Source organism: Micromonospora sp. DT231, from assembly GCF_049847025.1.
Classification (GTDB): domain Bacteria; phylum Actinomycetota; class Actinomycetes; order Mycobacteriales; family Micromonosporaceae; genus Micromonospora.
Genome location: NZ_JBNCNO010000018.1, coordinates 48,692 through 64,293, shown reverse-complemented (window position 1 = coordinate 64,293; position 15,602 = coordinate 48,692). Strand labels below are relative to the sequence as shown.

The following is a 15,602-nucleotide window of genomic DNA, read 5'->3' as shown; positions in this document are numbered from 1 at the left end:
GGGGGGGGGGGGGGGGGGGGGGGGGGGGGGGGCCGGGGGGGGGGGGGTCGGGTTTCCCCCGGCGGCGGGCCGGCCCCGCCCCCGCCCCCGTCGGGGTTCCGTTCCGTCCGGTCGTGCCGCGTCCGCCGAGGGTTGAGAGATCTTCAGGGTGAACGGTCAGCGTTTGGTTCCCTGTGTGGTTGGTTACCAGCCTCTTGCTTTCCATTGGGGGAGGGCTGGGCGTTCCGCTCCCAGGGTGCTGTCCCTGCCGTGGCCGGGGTAGAACCAGGTGTCGTCCGGGAGCTTGTCGAACAGCTTGTGCTCGACGTCGCCGATCAGAGCGGCGAAGCGCTCCGGGTCCTGCTCCGTGTTTCCCACACCACCTGGGAAAAGACTGTCACCGGTCCAAAGGTGCGGGGTGCCCGCCGGGTCGCGGTAGAGCAGGGCGATCGACCCCGGGGTGTGCCCCTTGATGTGGATGACCTCCAGCGCGCAGTCGCCGACCGGCACGGTGTCGCCGTCGGCGAGACGTTCCGCCTCGATCGGCAGCCCGTCCGCGTCGTCGGCGTGCACCAGGGCCCGCGCGCCGGTCTTGGCGACGACCTCCTCCAGGGCCACCCAGTGGTCCATGTGCTGGTGGGTCGTCACCACGGCGGTGAGCCCACCGTCGCCGATCAGCTCCAGGAGCCGGGGCGCCTCGTTGGCGGCGTCGATCAGCACCTGGTCACCGGTGCCCGTGCAGCGCAGCAGGTACGCGTTGTTGTCCATCGGACCCACCGACAGCTTGCTGATGGTCAGCCCGTCCAGCTCGCGTACGGCCGGCGGGCCGCCGTGGGTGACGTCTCCGCTATAAGTCATGACTTTTCTAGATCCATTCCGGTGGAGTAGGCAGGGGGCCGTCGGGAGTGACGGAGAGCGAGCCGCCGTCGGCACGGCCGATCAGCCAGGCGGCGAGGTCGGGCACGGGCCCGGCGACGACCGGGGCGTCGACGCGGTCCCCGATCACCACCTCGTGCCCGCTGCCGTCCGGGCGTAGCACCAACGACGGCGGTGTCGGACCCGTGGAGTGATGGCTGGCCGCCTCGCGCAGCAGCCGGTGGGCGAACGTCTCCGACCAGTGCGCGGGTCGGTAGTCGGCGGCCAGGTCGAGGTGGTGCACCTCGATCTCGCGCAGCCGACCCCACACGAGCAGCGCGGCCGGCCACGGGCCCCTGCGGGCCTGCACCGTCGCCGCCCAGGCCTGCGCGGGCATCGCCGCGACCGCCTCGACGAACAGGTCGGCGGTGCGCCGCAGATCGTCCAGGTGCTCGGCGGGCGGGCGGTCCGCGCCGGTCTCGATGTCGGTGGTGCGGGCCGCGAGCGAGGCGTACATCGGCAATGCCTCGCCGGTGCGGGCCGCCGTGAGCAGGTTGACGAAGCCGTCGGCGTTGCGCGCCAGATGCGCCAGCACGTGCCCGCGCGTCCAGCCCGGCAGCAGCGACGCGGCGGCCAGGTCCGCGGCGTCGAAAGACGCTGCGGTACGCAGGAGTCGGCTGGTGGCCGCGTCCACCTCGCCCATCAACAGGAGCGGATCCGTGGTCACCCGTCGACCCTAGCGGTCCGCCGCCGCGCCGTCGCCGGGGAAATCGCTTTCGGCGCGTCGGCGCGCGACCTACCGTCAGCGGCAGACGCGGCACCGGGACATCGGACGGAGGTGGTGATCATGCCGGACGTGGCACGCGTGTTCCGCCATCACCTGCTCCGACACCGATGAGGATGCCATGACGATCGATCTGACCGCGCTCGGCTGGGATGCCGAGCGGGAGACGTACGCCGCACGACGCGGCGAGCACCACCCGGGCCGGGTGGCCCGGGTCGACCGGGGGGTCTGCACGGTGCTCACGGCTGCCGGCCCGGTCCGCGCCAGCCTGGGCGGCGCGGTGCTGGCCACCGCCGCCCGGGACCCGTCGGCGCTGCCCTGCGCCGGAGACTGGGTGCTGCTCACCACCTGGCCGGACCGCCGCGTCACCGTGGAGGCGGTACTACCGCGGCGGGGCGCGCTGATCCGCCGTACCGCCGGCAAGGACGCCAGCGGCCAGGTGCTGGCGGCCAACCTGGACACGGCCGCCGTGGTGGAGCCGGTGCACCCCGAGCCGGACGTGGGCCGCATCGAGCGACTGCTCGCCCTGGCCCACGAGTCCGGCGCCCGGCCACTCGTCGTGCTGACGAAGGCCGACCTCGCGGCCGACCCGGCCGCGCTGGCCCGCCAGCTGGCCGCGGTCGCCCCCGGGGTGCCGGTGCTGCCGGTCAGCGCCGAACGCGGGGTCGGACTGGACCCGCTGCGCGCCGAAGTGACGCCCGGCCGCACGCTCGGCCTGCTCGGGCCCTCCGGGGCTGGCAAGTCGAGCCTGGTCAACGCGCTGGTCGGGGCGGTGATGATGCCCACACAGACGATCCGACGCGTGGACGGCAAGGGTCGGCACACCACCACCTGGCGGGCGCTCGTGCCGATCCCCGGCGGCGGCGCCGTGATCGACACGCCCGGGGTGCGCGCGGTGGGCCTGTTGGACGGCGCGGTCGGGCTCGACCGGGCGTTCGCGGATATCGCCGGGCTGGCCGAGGGCTGCCGGTACGCCGACTGCGGCCACGACGGCGAGCCCGCCTGCGCGGTCCGCGAGGCGCTGCAGACCGGCGAGCTGCCCACCCGTCGGTGGGAGAGTTGGCGGCGGCTGCAGGGCGAGGTGGCCCAGGAGAGCCGACGGCGGGAGGCGCGGGTGGCGGCGGAACGGCGCGGTGGGTGGCGTTCGGCCCGGCGACGGGCCGCCCGGCCTCCGACGCCGGGCGGGTTCTGACCGGCGGCCGACCGGGCTGAGCTGGGGGAATGTGCGGGCGGGGAAAACTGTCATACCTCGGGGCTAGAGTTGCCGAGGCGTGATTTCCGCGCCCGCACGACCGCTCAGATCATCCCAGAGCGGGACAGATCCTTCGCTTCGTCTTCTCCCGGGAGTACACGCACCGTGGCCGACCGACTGATCATCCGTGGCGCGCGCGAGCACAACCTGCGTGACGTCAGTCTCGACCTGCCCCGGGACGCACTCATCGTGTTCACCGGGCTGTCCGGGTCGGGCAAGTCGAGCCTGGCCTTCGACACGATCTTCGCCGAGGGGCAGCGCCGCTACGTCGAGTCGCTCTCGTCGTACGCCAGGCAGTTCCTCGGCCAGATGGACAAGCCAGACGTCGACTTCATCGAGGGCCTGAGCCCCGCCGTCTCCATCGACCAGAAGTCCACCTCGCGCAACCCGCGATCGACCGTCGGCACCATCACCGAGGTCTACGACTACCTGCGCCTGCTCTACGCCCGCATCGGCGAGCCGCACTGCCCGGTCTGTGGCGAGCGCATCTCCCGGCAGAGCCCCCAGCAGATCGTCGACCGGGTCCTCGCGATGGCCGAGGGCACCAAGTTCATGGTGCTCGCGCCCGTCATCCGTGGTCGCAAGGGCGAGTACGTCGACCTCTTCGCCGAGTTGCAGGCCAAGGGCTACGCCCGGGCCCGGGTCGACGGCGTGGTGCACCCGCTGACCGAGCCGCCGAAGCTCAAGAAGCAGGAGAAGCACACGATCGAGGTGGTGATCGACCGCCTCACCGTCAAGGCGAGCGCCAAGCAGCGGCTGACCGACTCGGTCGAGGCGGCCCTGGGCCTGTCCAGCGGCCTGGTGCTGCTCGACTTCGTCGACCTGCCGGAGGACGACCCGGACCGGGAGCGCCGCTACTCCGAGCACCTGGCCTGCCCCAACGACCACCCGCTGGCCATCGAGGATCTCGAGCCCCGGGTCTTCTCCTTCAACGCGCCCTACGGCGCCTGCCCGGAGTGCACCGGCCTGGGCACCAAGAAGGAGGTCGACCCGGAGCTGCTGGTCCCCGACCCGGAGCGCAGCCTGCGCGAGGGCGCCATCCAGCCCTGGTCCACCGGGCACAACCTGGAATACTTCCTGCGCCTGCTGGAGGCGCTCGGCGAGGCCCAGCACTTCGACGTCGACACCCCGTGGCGGGCGCTTCCGGCGCGGGCGCAGAAGACGATCCTGCACGGCTCCGACGACCAGGTGCACGTGCGCTACCGCAACAAGTACGGCCGTGAGCGCTCCTACTACACCGGCTTCGAGGGCGTGGTGCAGTGGATCGAGCGCCGGCACTCCGACACCGAGTCCGAGTGGTCCCGCGACAAGTACGAGGGCTACATGCGCGACGTGCCGTGCGCGGCCTGCGGCGGCGCTCGACTCAAGCCCGAGGTGCTCGCGGTCACCCTGGCCGGCAGGAGCATCGCCGAGGTCTGCAACCTGTCCGTGGGGGAGTGCGCCGACCTGCTCGCCGGCATCGAGCTGACCGACCGGCAGAAGCTGATCGCCGAGCGGGTCCTCAAGGAGATCAACGCCCGGCTGCGGTTCCTGCTCGACGTCGGCCTGGACTACCTCTCCCTGGACCGGCCGGCCGGCACGCTGTCCGGCGGCGAGGCGCAGCGCATCCGGCTCGCCACCCAGATCGGCTCCGGCCTGGTGGGTGTGCTCTACGTGCTCGACGAGCCGTCGATCGGGCTGCACCAGCGCGACAACCACCGGTTGATCGAGACCCTGATCCGGCTGCGCGGCCTGGGCAATACGCTGATCGTGGTGGAGCACGACGAGGACACCATCCGCGTCGCGGACTGGATCGTCGACATCGGGCCCGGCGCGGGCGAGCACGGCGGCAAGATCGTGCACAGCGGCTCGGTCCCCGCGCTGCTGAAGAACAAGGAGTCGATCACCGGGGCGTACCTGTCCGGGCGTCGGTCGATCCCGACGCCGTCGACACGCCGCCCGCAGGATCCCGGTCGGGAGCTTGTGGTGCACGGCGCGCGGGAGCACAACCTGCGCAACCTGACCGTCCCGTTCCCGCTGGGCCAGCTGATCGCGGTCACCGGGGTGAGTGGTTCGGGCAAGTCAACGCTTGTCAACGACATCCTGTACGCGGTGCTGGCCAACCAGATCAACGGCGCCCGGCTGGTGCCCGGCCGGCACACCCGGGTCTCCGGGCTGGAGCACGTGGACAAGGTCGTCGGCGTGGACCAGTCGCCGATCGGCCGGACGCCGCGCTCCAACCCGGCCACCTACACCGGGGTCTGGGACCACGTCCGCAAGCTCTTCGCCGAGACCACCGAGGCGAAGGTACGCGGGTACGGCCCGGGTCGGTTCTCCTTCAACGTCAAGGGCGGGCGCTGCGAGGCCTGCTCCGGCGACGGCACCATCAAGATCGAGATGAACTTCCTGCCCGACGTGTACGTCCCCTGCGAGGTCTGCAAGGGCGCCCGGTACAACCGGGAGACCCTGGAGGTGCACTACAAGGGCAAGACCGTCTCGGACGTGCTGGAGATGCCGATCGAGGAGGCCGCCGAGTTCTTCTCCGCCATCCCGGCCATCCACCGGCACCTCAAGACCCTTGTCGACGTCGGCCTGGGCTACGTACGCCTCGGCCAGCCCGCGCCCACCCTCTCCGGCGGCGAGGCGCAGCGGGTCAAGCTCGCGTCCGAGCTGCAGAAGCGCTCCACCGGACGGACGGTCTACGTGCTCGACGAGCCGACCACCGGTCTGCACTTCGAAGACATCCGCAAGCTGCTGATGGTGCTGGAAGGGCTTGTCGACAAGGGCAACACGGTGATCACCATCGAGCACAACCTCGACGTGATCAAGACGGCCGACTGGTTGATCGACATGGGTCCGGAGGGGGGCCACCGGGGCGGCACCGTTCTCGCCACGGGCACCCCCGAGGAGGTTGCCGAGGTGGCCGAGAGCCACACCGGCGAGTTCCTGCGCCAGGTGCTCAAGCTCGACGGCGCCGCCGCCGGCGCCGCGGCCGCCACCACCCGGGCGGCCAAGGCCAACGGTGTCACCAAGGCGCGGGCGAGCCGCAAGGTGCCCGCCGCCGCACGCTGACAGTTACCTCCTGACAGCGCCTGATCGGCTTCGTGCGAACCGGCCGGTTCGTGCGGCCCGGTCCGGGCGGTTCGTGCGGCCCGGTCCGGGCGGTTCGTGCGGCCCGGTCCGGGCGGTTCGTGCGGCTCGGTCCGGGCGGTTCGTGCGGCCCGGTCCGGGCGGTTCGTGCGGCCCGGTCCGGCCGGTTCGTGCGGCCCGGTCCGGCCGGGCCCGGTCCGGCCGGTCGTTCGCGGCTCGCTGCGACCCGCTCGGTTCGTGCGCTCTGGTTCCGGTCCGGACCGGCCGGACTCCGGTGCGGGGCGTCCGGTCGGGTCGGCGGCGGTTCCCCGACTGGTGTCGCGGCGTTCGTGACGGCGTGGCCTGGGCGGTCGAGGCGCGCCCCGTCTCATTTCCCGGTTCGGACGGATGCTGTGATGAACCATCCGGCACAGTTGCTCGTGTGGACAAGGTGTGGCCGGCTCTTGACCGGCGCGGCGGGTTAGAGAGAGGCGAGGCATGAGTGACGATCAGGCGCTGACCGGTCCGGGTACGCAGACACGTCGTACCCTGCTCACCGGCGTCGGGGCGGTCGGCGCGGCCGTCGTCCTGGCGGCCTGCGGCAGTGACGACGGCGACAGTGGCAGTGGTGCTCCCACCAGTGGGGGCCCGGCGGTGCCCAGCACCGGTGACGCGGGTGGCGGCGACCGGCAGGGCGCGCAGTCGCTTGCCACCACCGCCGACATCCCGGTCGGCGGCGGCAAGGTCCTCGCCGCCCAGGGTGTGGTCATCACCCAGCCCGTGGCCGGCCAGTTCAAGGGCTTCAGCCCGATCTGCACCCACCAGAACTGCCCGGTGACGAACGTCGACGGCGGCACCATCAACTGCACCTGCCACAACAGCAAGTTCTCGATCGAGGACGGCTCGGTGAAGGCCGGCCCCGCCACCAAGCCGCTGCCCCCCAAGGACATCAAGATCACCGGAGACCAGATCTCGCTGGCCTGACCGGCTCGGGGGAGCGGCAATCGCCCCCGCCAGATGATCGACTCGCGTTCCAGGACCTCGGGGTGTCTGCGGCCAGCCGACCCCCCGACTTCCCGGAAACCGAGTGGATCTAGCGCCTGCAACGGGCTGTCGGTGGTGCGGACTAGGCTTGTTGGCGTGGCTGACCCCTCGACCTACCGTCCCGCACCCGGCACCATCCCGGAGTCACCGGGGGTCTACCGCTTCCGCGACGGGACCGGCCGGGTGATCTACGTCGGCAAGGCGAAGAACCTGCGCAGCCGGCTCAACTCCTACTTCGGCGACGTCTGGAATCTGCACGAGCGCACCCGGCAGATGGTCACCACCGCCGAGTCGGTGGACTGGATCATCGTCGGCACCGAGGTCGAGGCGCTCCAGCACGAGTTCACCTGGATCAAGCAGTACGACCCCCGGTTCAACGTCCGCTACCGCGACGACAAGTCGTACCCCTACCTGGCCGTCACCCTCAACGAGGAATACCCCCGGTTGCAGGTGATGCGCGGTGCCAAGCGCAAGGGGGTGCGCTACTTCGGTCCGTATTCGCACGCCTGGGCCATCCGGGAGACCCTCGACCTGCTGCTGCGGGTGTTTCCCGCCCGGACGTGCTCGGCAGGCGTGTTCAAGCGCGCCGGCCAGGTCGGCCGTCCCTGCCTCCTCGGCTACATCGGAAAGTGCTCGGCGCCGTGCGTCGGCACCGTCTCCGCCGACGAGCACCGCGCGATCGTCGACGGGTTCTGCGACTTCATGGCCGGACGCACCGACACCATGGTCCGCAAGATCGAGCGCGAGATGACCGAGGCGAGCGAGCAGCTGGAGTTCGAGCGTGCCGCCCGGCTGCGCGACGACGTGGCCGCGCTGCGCCGGGCCATGGAGAAGCAGACAGTGGTGCTGGGCGACGGCACCGACGCCGACGTGGTCGCGTTCGCCGACGACCCGCTCGAGGCGGCCGTGCAGGTCTTCCACGTTCGCGACGGCCGGGTCCGCGGCCAGCGAGGGTGGGTGGTGGAGAAGACCGAGGACCTGACCACCGGAGACCTGGTACACCACTTCTGCACCCAGGTGTACGGGGGTGAGCAGGGTGAGGCCGACGTCCCCCGGGAGTTGCTGGTGCCCGAGCTGCCCGCCGACGCCGACGCGCTGGCGGAGTGGCTCTCCGACCACCGGGGCAGCCGGGTGTCGCTGCGGGTGCCGCAGCGCGGCGACAAACGCTCACTCATGGAGACCGTGGAGCGCAACGCGAAGGACGCGCTGGCCCGGCACAAGCTGAAACGTTCCGGTGACCTGACCACCCGGGGCAAGGCCTTGGACGAGATCAGCGAGGCGCTGGACATGCGCACCTCCCCGCTGCGCATCGAATGCTTCGACATCTCCCAGATCCAGGGCACCGACGTGGTCGCCAGCATGGTGGTCTTCGAGGACGGGCTGCCCCGCAAGAGCGAGTACCGGCGGTTCATCGTCCGGGGTGCCACCGACGACCTGTCCGCCATGTCCGAGGTGCTCCGCCGCCGATTCGCCCGATACCTGGACGCGCGGGCCGAGACGGGCGAGGTGGGGGTGGAGTCGGCCGACGACCAGGCGGCCCCGGAAGACGCGGTGGAGCCCCAGGTCGGTGTCCTGATCGACCCGACCACCGGCCGGCCGCGGAAATTCGCGTACCCACCGCAGTTGGTGGTCGTCGACGGCGGCGCCCCACAGGTCGCGGCCGCCGCGCAGGCCCTCGCCGACCTGGGGATCGACGACGTGGCGCTGTGTGGGTTGGCCAAGCGGTTGGAGGAGGTCTGGCTCCCGAACGACAACCTGCCGGTCATCCTGCCGCGCACCTCGGAGGGGCTCTATCTGCTGCAACGGGTCCGCGACGAGGCCCACCGGTTCGCCATCACCTTCCATCGGCAGCGCCGATCCAAGCGGATGACCGAGTCGGCGCTGGACCACGTGCCCGGCCTCGGGGAGGTACGGCGCAAGGCGCTGCTGCGCCATTTCGGGTCCCTCAAGCGGCTCTCCGCCGCAACAGTCGAGGAGATCATCGAGGTGCCCGGGGTGGGTCGACGTACCGCCGAGGCGATCCTGGCCGCCCTCGACAAGGACGCGACGACCGACAAGGACACGACGACCGACAAGGACGCGACGACCGACGAGAGTGCGGCAGCGACACCGGGCACCTGAGGCCGCCCGCGCCGTTCGGCGCGATCAGTCCCTCCCAGCAGGCCAGCACGATCTGAACCTGGGCCGGGCCGTCGACGTGCGCGACCCACAACCCGCCCCCCGTGCAGATCTACCTGATCCGGGCACCCGCGCCTGTGGTCGTGCGCGGTGTCCGTCTGTGGTCGTGCGCGGTGCGCGTCTGTGGTCGTGTGCGGTGTGCGTCTGTGGTCGTGTGCGGTCCGCGTCTGTGGTCGTGTGCGGTGTGCGTCTGTGGTCGTGCGCGGTCCGGGCCTGTGGTAGTGCGGTGCGCGCCTGTGGTCGTGCGGTGCGCGCCCGTGGTCGTGCGCGGTCCGCGCCCGTGGTCGTGTGCGCTGCGCGTCTGTGGTCGTGCGTGGTCGTGCGTGGTCCACGCCCATGATCGTGCTCGATCCTGGTTGTAGTGGCCTCGTCGGCGCACCGAGGGGCCTATTTCCTGAATCGAGCACGATCATGGAAGGGTGCCTGTGCACGTGGCGTTTCGGCCCCCGGCACCCGGGTCGGGCCGGCGCGGGTGCCGAAACGGTGCACGCTGGCATGATCTACTCGGGTTCCATGATGTCGGGGTATCCCTGGCCCCCGGACAGCGCGTCTTCACGGAACCCGAGTGGATCACGCCCCCGCGGCCGCCGTGTCCGGTCGGCTGGGCTGGGTCGATTGTCGGGTTTGGGCCGTATTGTCGGGTGATCGGGGCCACCCCGGTGGCGAAATCGGCGGCCGGCCCGGGTCGTTATACCTGGCAGAGCACCGCAACAGTCCGGGTCATGGTGTGCCGGCCCCGGCGGGAACCACCGCCAGGTCCGCCCGCCAGAGTCAGCCGCCGGGAACACCCGGCCGGCCGCCCCGGTTACATCCCCCGCACGGCCGAGCACCACAACGGCCGAGCACCACAACGGGCCGGCACGGCAGCCGCCCGGTCCTCCCACCGGAGCCGGCCGCCGGGAACTCGCCGCCGGAGACAGCCGCCGGGAACACCCGCCGGCCCGCCCCGGTTACACCCCCCGCACGGCCGAGAACCACCGGCCGACCCCTCGGGCAGGCGGAATGCGCCGACCCCAGGAAGGCGGAATGACCCGCCACCACGAACCGTTGCACCCTGTCCCGACGCCGACCCCCTCCCGGGTCACCGGGCAGAACCCCCTCGAACTACCCCCGCGCCACCACCCACCCCCGGAGGCGGCGCGGGCACCCCCGATGCAGAGGAGCACGCCATCATGCGTACCGATCTGATCCGTAAGACCGCTCTGACCGCCGCCGGCCTCGCGTTCACCGGTGGTGCCATCGCCGGACCCGTCACCGCCGCCTACGCCGCGTCGGAGGCCAAGCCGACCACGCAGACCCAGACCGACCGCAAGACCCACGGTGAGCGGGAACTGGGTGTGCGCTACGAGGCGCAGCCGAACTTCTACTACTGCGGGCCCGCCGCGACCCGTAACGCCCTGAGCGTGCAGGGCAAGAACATCAACGTCGACGACATGGCCAAGGAAATGGGCACCACCGAGGCCGGCACCAACTCCATCAACGACATCACCCCGGTGCTGAACAAGGAGACCGGTAAGAACGACGCCTACCGGTCCGTGGAGATCAGCAGCCCCGACGCCGACGCCGGACAGACCGACCGGCTGCGCGCCGATGTCGTGAAGACCGTCGACGACGGCCGGGCCGTGGTCGCCAACATCGCCGGCACCAGCACCGACACCGACGGGGTCGCCCACTCCTACGAGGGCGGGCACTACATCAGCGTCGTCGGCTACCGCGACAACGGCAACACCGTCACCATCGCCGACTCCGCCGACCCCAACCAGGCCGCGTACCAGATCAGCGTCGAGCACCTCGCCGACTGGATCGCCACCCGCGGCTACGCCACCAGCTGACCCACACCACGGCAAGGCCGCACCACCGCAAGGCCGCACCACCGGTAAGGCCGCGCCGCTGCAAGGGTCGGACCCCACCACGGGGTCCGGCCCTTCGGCATTGGTCGACGTCAGTCGGCGGCGAGGACGCCGAGGAGTTGCTCGCCGTACTTGGCGAGTTTGTTCTCGCCGACGCCGCTGATCCGGGACAGGTCGGCCAGCGTGCCCGGCGCGTCGCTCGCGATCTGTCGCAGCGTCGCGTCGTGGAAGATCACGTACGCCGGGACGCCCTGCTCCTTGGCGGTGGCCGCCCGCCAGCTCCGCAGCCGCTCGAAGAGCGACGCGGCGGCGGGTGTCAACTCGGCCACCACGGTGGCCGCGCCGCGCGGTTTCGACGAGCGGCTGGAGGCTGGCTTCTCCGGCTCGCGGCGCATCGTGACAGTGCGACGGCGACCCAGGACGTCGGCGCTCGCCTCGGTCAGGGCCAGCGTGCCGTAGTCGCCCTCCACGGCGAGCAGCCCTTCGGCGAGCAGTTGTCGGACGACGCCCCGCCACTCCGCCTCGCTCAGTTCGGCACCGATGCCGAAGACGGTGAGTGAGTCGTGACCGTACTGGCTGATCTTGTCGGTCTGTTTGCCGAGCAGGATGTCGATGCAGTGCCCGGCGCCGAACCGTTGGTTGCGTTCGCGGTCGAGACGGTAGACGGCGGAGAGCAGCTTCTGGGCGGCGACGGTGCCGTCCCAGGTCTCTGGCGGGTTGAGGCAGGTGTCGCAGTTGCCGCAGGCGGACGGCGTCCGCTCGCCGAAGTATTCGAGCAGTTGGACCCGTCGGCAGCGCACCGTCTCGCAGAGGGCGAGCATCGCGTCCAGGTGCGCGGCGAGGTTGCGGCGGTGGGCGAGGTCGCCGTCGGAGGTCTCGATCATCTTGCGTTGCTGGACCACGTCCTGCAGCCCGTACGCCAGCCAGGCCGTGGAGGGCAGGCCGTCACGCCCGGCGCGGCCGGTCTCCTGGTAGTAGCCCTCGACGGACTTGGGCAGGTCGAGGTGGGCGACGAACCGGACGTCGGGCTTGTCGATGCCCATGCCGAAGGCGATGGTGGCCACCATGACGAGGCCGTCCTCGCGCAGGAAGCGCTGTTGGTTGCGAGCGCGGGTGCCCGCGTCCAGGCCGGCGTGGTACGGCAGGGCGGCGATGCCGTTGGCGACGAGGAACTCGGCGGTCTTGTCGACCGAGGCGCGGGACAGGCAGTAGACGATCCCGGCGTCGCCGGGGTGCTCGTCGCGCAGCAGGGCGAGCAGTTGCTTGCGTGGCTCCCGCTTGGGCACGATCCGGTATTGGATGTTGGGCCGGTCGAAGCTGGCCACGAAGTGCCGCGCGTCGTCGAGCTTGAGCCGGCTGGCGATCTCGGTGCGGGTGGCGCTCGTCGCCGTGGCGGTCAGCGCGATCCGGGGGACCTGGGGCCAGCGTTCGTGCAGCATCGACAGCGCCAGGTAGTCGGGGCGGAAGTCGTGCCCCCACTGGGACACGCAGTGCGCCTCGTCGATCGCGAACAGGGAGATGCGACCTCGGTCCAGCAGGGCGAGGGTGGACCGGACGCCAAGGGCCTCCGGGGCGAGGTAGAGCAGGTCCAGCTCGCCGGCCACGAAGGCGGCCTCGACCCGGCGTCGGGCGTCCAGGGTCTGGGTGGAGTTGAGGAAGCCGGCGCGGACGCCGACCGCGGTGAGGGCGTCCACCTGGTCCTGCATGAGCGCGATGAGCGGCGACACGACGACCGCGACGCCGTCGCGGACCAGGGCCGGGATCTGGTAGCACAGCGACTTGCCGCCACCGGTGGGCATCAACACCAGGGCGTCGCCACCGCCGACCACGTGGTCGATCACCTGCTGCTGGAAACCGCGGAAGGCGTCGTAGCCGAACACCCGGCGCAGCACCGGCAGAGCGTCCTCGGTGCGCAGGTCGGTGGGAGAAGCCATTCGCGGAGTCTACGAGCCAACCCCGACAGCGCCCGCCCGGCGCACCCGAGTCCGCCCGGCGCACCCGAGTCTGCCCGGCGCACCCGAGTGGCGGGCGCGCCGGGGGGACGGGGTCAATCGGGCTGCTTGGAGCGGTTCGCCAGACCGCGCGGCGGGGCCTTCATCCCGACCACGATGTCCACGATCTCGATGTAGCGGGCCTTGCCACCCATCCGGAAGGCGGTGGCCGCCGCGTTGATCTCCTCGAGGGTGTCCCCCTCGACGATCGTGACCTGGTCGTACTTGCCGTTCACGCCGGTCGTCACGACGTGGGTGAGCTGCTTGGCGAAGCGGCCCAGGTCCCGCGCGTGTTCGGCGGAGACCTCGTGGATGCCCTCCCGGCCGAGCGCGAAGTACTCCGGGCTGATCCGCATGAACAGGAAGCCGATGTATTTGTTCTTGTCCGCAAGGTCGTGCATCGCACCCTCCCAGATGTCGGTCTGACCTGCGACGATCACGAAGAGTCTATTGATGATTACTGATCGTCATCAAGGGCGAAGTCTGTCGGGAGCGCGACCCGCGGCCGTCGTCCGCCGGGCGACCCGCGACGGGCGTCGGCCCTCGGGGGAGATGGCGGGATAGAGTCGCTGATTGACCAATCGCGGCCGAGGGGGCCGCGGCGCCACAGCTTGGGGGTACGGGTGAGCGAGGCGCGCGCAGCCGGTGACCGGATCGACGATCCGGCCGCCGTGGACGGGCAGCAGGCGGCCGAGTCGGAGACCACACTCGTGGTGGTGACCGGCGTCTCCGGGGGTGGCCGCAGCACCGTCGCCCGGGCGTTGGAGAACGTCGGCTACTACGTGGTCGACAACCTGCCGCAGGCACTGATGCTGGACATGGCCGAGTTGGCGTTCAAGGCCGGCGGCGCGGCCCGGCGTACCGCGATGGTGTTGGACGTGCGGTCGCGGGCCTTCTCCACCGACCTGGCCGGGGCGATCCGGGAGCTGAAGGAGCGCGGCTTCTCGCCCCGGGTGGTCTTCGTCGACGCCGACGACGAGGTGTTGATCCGGCGCTTCGAGAGCGTTCGCCGCTCGCACCCGTTGCAGGGCGACGGGCGGCTGGCCGACGGCATCGCCGTGGAGCGTGGCCTGCTGGAGGAGGCGCGCGACCAGGCCGACGTGATCATCGACACCAGCCACCTCAACGTCAACCAGCTCCGTCGGCGCATCGAGGAGCTGTTCGGCGGCGAGGACGCCCGCCGGCTGCGGGTCACCGTGCTGTCGTTCGGCTTCAAGTACGGCCTGCCGCCGGACGCCGATTTCGTGCTCGACGCCCGCTTTCTGCCGAACCCGTACTGGGTGCCGGAGCTGCGCGAGCACACCGGTCGGGAGGAGGCGGTCAGCGCGTACGTGCTGGGCCAGGAGGGCGCGGACGCCTTCGTCGCCTCGTACGCCGACCTGGTCAACGCCACCACCGCCGGCTTCGAGCGGGAGGGCAAGCGGTACCTGACGGTCGCCGTGGGCTGCACCGGCGGCAAGCACCGCAGCGTGGCCATCGCCGAGGAGTTGTCCAGCCGCCTGCGCCACTCCGGGCTGGCGGCGAACGCCCAGCACCGCGATCTGGGGCGCGAGTGACGGCCCGCCGGGTGGTGGCGTTCGGCGGTGGACACGGGCTCTCCGCCTCGCTGCGGGCACTGCGCCACTGCGCGCCCGAACTCGACCTCGACATCACCGCCGTGGTCACCGTCGGAGACGACGGTGGCTCCAGTGGCCGTCTGCGCGCCGAGCGGGGTGGTCTGCCTCCCGGCGATCTGCGGCAGGCGCTCGTGGCGCTTGCCGGCGACCACCCGGCCACCCGACGCAGCGCCGGGCTGTTCCAGCACCGCTTCGCCGCCGTACCGGTGGGCGTACCCCGATCGGGGGCGACCGACCCTGCTCCGGCGGCGGGCGACGACCCGGACCGGGTCGGTGCGGCCCCGAGCGGCACCGACGGGGCGTCGGCCGGCGCCGACGGGCTGGCCGGGCACGCGGTGGGCAACCTGGTGCTCTGCGGTCTCATGGAGTTGCTCGGTGACCCGGTGGCCGCGTTGGAGCACGCCGGCGCGATGCTCGGGACCGTCGGCCGGGTGTTGCCGATGTCCCGGCAGCCGGTCGGTATCGAGGCGCAGGTACGCGGTGTCGACCCGGCCGCCCCCGACGAGCTGCGGACCGTGCGTGGCCAGCACCAGGTGGCGGTCACCACCGGGCGGGTCGAGTCGCTGCGTCTCACGCCCGCCGCGCCGGCGGCCTGCGCCGAGGCCATCGAGGCGATCATGGCGGCGGACTGGTTGATCTTCGGGCCGGGCAGTTGGTACACGAGCGTGCTCCCGCACCTGCTGGTGCCGCAGTTGGCCGACGCGATCGTGTCCACCTCGGCCCGGCGGCTGGTCACGCTCAACCTCGCCGCGGAGAAGGAAACCCTCGGGCTCTCGGCCGCCGACCACCTCGCGGCCCTGCACTGGTACCTGGCCGAACTCAAGGTGGATCTCGTGCTCGCCGATGCCTTGGCGGTGGGTGACCCCGAACCGGTCGAACGTGCGGCAGAATCGCTTGGTGCCCGCCTGGTCCTCGCCCCCGTCGCCGTCACCGACGGCACTCCCCGCCATGATCCGGCTGCCCTGGGCGCCGCGCTGGTGCCTGTCCTGGGTGCCGATCGTTAGA

At 71.5% G+C, this 15,602-nt stretch carries 11 protein-coding genes; 7 read left to right on the top strand and 4 right to left on the bottom strand.

Annotation, left to right across the window (positions count from 1 at the left end):
• Positions 1-183: 183 nt before the first annotated feature.
• Together ACPXBU_RS31820 and ACPXBU_RS31815 are read right to left on the bottom strand one after the other, a co-directional pair.
• Positions 184-837, bottom strand: coding sequence for an MBL fold metallo-hydrolase (locus tag ACPXBU_RS31820; protein ID WP_393363029.1), 654 nt, complete (start codon positions 835-837; stop codon positions 184-186).
• Positions 838-844: 7 nt separating this feature from the next.
• The gene (locus ACPXBU_RS31815; RefSeq protein WP_425761026.1) at positions 845-1,561 is read right to left on the bottom strand and encodes a maleylpyruvate isomerase family mycothiol-dependent enzyme; all 717 of its coding nucleotides are present in this window, start codon (positions 1,559-1,561) and stop codon (positions 845-847) included.
• Between the two features lie 178 nt (positions 1,562-1,739).
• On the opposite strand from ACPXBU_RS31815, the gene rsgA reads away from it, so the two are divergent.
• The 5 genes from rsgA to ACPXBU_RS31790 all read left to right on the top strand — a co-directional run bounded on the left by rsgA (position 1,740) and on the right by ACPXBU_RS31790 (position 10,972).
• Entirely contained in the window at positions 1,740-2,810 is a 1,071-nt protein-coding gene (rsgA, locus tag ACPXBU_RS31810; protein ID WP_425761025.1) for a ribosome small subunit-dependent GTPase A, read from the top strand.
• A gap of 165 nt (positions 2,811-2,975) precedes the next feature.
• A complete protein-coding gene (gene uvrA / locus ACPXBU_RS31805) occupies positions 2,976-5,921 on the top strand; it encodes an excinuclease ABC subunit UvrA (RefSeq protein ID WP_425761024.1) in 2,946 nt (981 codons plus the stop codon).
• Between the two features lie 495 nt (positions 5,922-6,416).
• Entirely contained in the window at positions 6,417-6,902 is a 486-nt protein-coding gene (locus ACPXBU_RS31800; protein ID WP_425761023.1) for a Rieske (2Fe-2S) protein, read from the top strand.
• 156 nt (positions 6,903-7,058) lie between these two features.
• On the top strand, positions 7,059-9,083 hold the full coding sequence (gene uvrC / locus ACPXBU_RS31795; protein ID WP_425761022.1) for an excinuclease ABC subunit UvrC: 2,025 nt from the start codon (positions 7,059-7,061) through the stop codon (positions 9,081-9,083).
• 1,229 nt (positions 9,084-10,312) lie between these two features.
• Positions 10,313-10,972, top strand: a complete 660-nt coding sequence (locus tag ACPXBU_RS31790; protein WP_425761021.1) for a C39 family peptidase — start codon at positions 10,313-10,315, stop codon at positions 10,970-10,972.
• Positions 10,973-11,082: 110 nt separating this feature from the next.
• Here the strand turns inward: ACPXBU_RS31790 and recQ are convergent, their stop codons facing one another.
• Both recQ and ACPXBU_RS31780 read right to left on the bottom strand, forming a co-directional pair.
• A complete protein-coding gene (gene recQ, locus ACPXBU_RS31785) occupies positions 11,083-12,924 on the bottom strand; it encodes a DNA helicase RecQ (protein WP_393363009.1) in 1,842 nt (613 codons plus the stop codon).
• Between the two features lie 113 nt (positions 12,925-13,037).
• Entirely contained in the window at positions 13,038-13,421 is a 384-nt protein-coding gene (locus ACPXBU_RS31780; RefSeq protein ID WP_425761020.1) for a hypothetical protein, read from the bottom strand.
• 231 nt (positions 13,422-13,652) lie between these two features.
• On the opposite strand from ACPXBU_RS31780, the gene rapZ reads away from it, so the two are divergent.
• Together rapZ and ACPXBU_RS31770 are read left to right on the top strand one after the other, a co-directional pair.
• Entirely contained in the window at positions 13,653-14,537 is an 885-nt protein-coding gene (gene rapZ, locus ACPXBU_RS31775) for an RNase adapter RapZ (RefSeq protein WP_393364489.1), read from the top strand.
• Positions 14,534-15,601, top strand: coding sequence for a gluconeogenesis factor YvcK family protein (locus ACPXBU_RS31770; RefSeq protein ID WP_425761019.1), 1,068 nt, complete (start codon positions 14,534-14,536; stop codon positions 15,599-15,601). Before rapZ ends, ACPXBU_RS31770 begins: the two co-directional genes overlap by 4 nt.
• Position 15,602: the final 1 nt, after the last annotated feature.

What these genes read in the sequence shown, in the direction of transcription:
- ACPXBU_RS31790 (WP_425761021.1), top strand. Translation starts at nt 10,313, where the DNA reads ATGCGTACCGATCTGATCCGTAAGACCGCTCTGACCGCCGCCGGCCTC.
- ACPXBU_RS31800 (WP_425761023.1), top strand. Translation starts at nt 6,417, where the DNA reads ATGAGTGACGATCAGGCGCTGACCGGTCCGGGTACGCAGACACGTCGT.
- rsgA (WP_425761025.1), top strand. Translation starts at nt 1,740, where the DNA reads ATGACGATCGATCTGACCGCGCTCGGCTGGGATGCCGAGCGGGAGACG.
- recQ (WP_393363009.1), bottom strand. Translation starts at nt 12,924, where the DNA reads ATGGCTTCTCCCACCGACCTGCGCACCGAGGACGCTCTGCCGGTGCTG.
- ACPXBU_RS31820 (WP_393363029.1), bottom strand. Translation starts at nt 837, where the DNA reads ATGACTTATAGCGGAGACGTCACCCACGGCGGCCCGCCGGCCGTACGC.